A 1,437-nucleotide genomic window follows, 5' to 3' on the forward strand; every position below is an offset into this window, starting at 1 on the left:
CCGAACCCTGCCGCCGCTGCCGCCCGGCGCCCGCTGCTGACGGCCCCCGCCACGGGCACGAGAAGGGCCCCTGCCTCCGGACGGTACGGAGGCAGGGGCCCGCGTGCTCGGCCCGGGTCGCTCACCTGGCGCGGAGGGACACGTCCGAGGTCCTGACGTAGCCCACCCGGTGGCCGATCTGGATCTGGTAGTAGGCGGTCTTCCCTCGCACCATCACGTGTTCGCTCAGGTTGAAGGTCTTGGCGTAGTAGTACTGGCTGCGGTTGCCGCCGCCGACCGCGTAGCCCTGGCCGCCGGTGAACTGGTACGGCAGCGCCGAGATCTCCTGCACCGGCACGTTCTTGGGGTAGGCCGACGCTTCGGGGAACGGCCATCCGTACACCGGCACGGAGGTCACCCCCTGCCGCGGAACCGCCACGAGGCCGTGCACGGGGACCGAGACCGGCGCCGAGGCCGGGTCGTGGAACCACGCGCGCTGGCCCAGATACCAGATCGCGGTCCAGTCGCCCTGCCGGCCGGCCACCAGGTACCGCTGGCCGGTCGCGGCGTGCGCGCCCATGTCCGCCACGTCCATCGTGGCCGTGCCGCCGTTCGTCGTGTGCATGGCGACGTCCTTCACCAGCGGCGCGGACTCGCTCGGCGCCGTCCGCAGGACGACCGCCGACGAACCGTGCTCCGGGCAGGGCGTGTCGGAGCCGCTCTTGTCACAGCCCGTGTACGGCACGTTGTTGGTGGCGTACTCCGGGCGGATCATCACCAGCCCGGTCGAACCGGCCTTCGCCGTGCCGTTCAGCGGCCTGCCCATGAGAGCGAAGTAGTGCGCCCAGTCCCAGTACGGGCCGGGGTCGACGTGCTGCTCCGCGACGGCGCTCGTCGTCTGGCCGGGCACCATGTCGTGGCCGAGGATGTGCGCCCGGTCGATCGGTACGCCGTACTCGGCCGCGAGATGGCGGACGAGCTGGGCCGAGCTGCGGTACATCGCCTCGGTGTACCAGGTGCCGCCCTGGGCGAGAACGCCCTCGTGCTCGACGCCGATGGAGGTCGTGTTGACGTACCAGTTGCCCGCGTGCCAGCCGATGTCCTTGGCCCGCAGATGCTGGGCGACGGCGCCGTCCGCGGACCTGATCGTGTAGTTCCAGCCGAGGTAGGTCTTGTCCTGGGCGAGCTGCAGCGACTGGTCGTAGGTGGCCTCGGTGTCGTGGATGACGATGTACTTGATCTTCGTCGTCCGCGGCCGGTCCGAGATGTCGTGGTTGCCGTACTTGGTGGAGTCGTTCGGGTCGAGCTGGACGTACGGCGCGGGGACCCAGCTGCAGCTGAGCGCGGCCGGGCAGTCGACCTCCGGCGACCGCTGGTCCGCCTGGGCCGGGGTGCGCAGGGTGGGCTGGGCGGCGAGCCGCAGCCCCTGCCCGTCGTCGGTCCGGCGCGACGCGCCGG

At 71.5% G+C, this 1,437-nt stretch carries 1 protein-coding gene; it reads right to left on the minus strand.

All coding sequences use genetic code 11. The annotated features are described in order from the left end of the window. Positions 1-121: 121 nt before the first annotated feature. The coding region (locus ACFFNX_RS49940; protein ID WP_378213518.1) for an N-acetylmuramoyl-L-alanine amidase at positions 122-1,437 on the minus strand (1,316 nt) is incomplete at its 5' end.

The sequence above is a fragment of the Actinoallomurus acaciae genome (assembly GCF_042429965.1).
Taxonomy (GTDB): domain Bacteria; phylum Actinomycetota; class Actinomycetes; order Streptosporangiales; family Streptosporangiaceae; genus Actinoallomurus; species Actinoallomurus acaciae.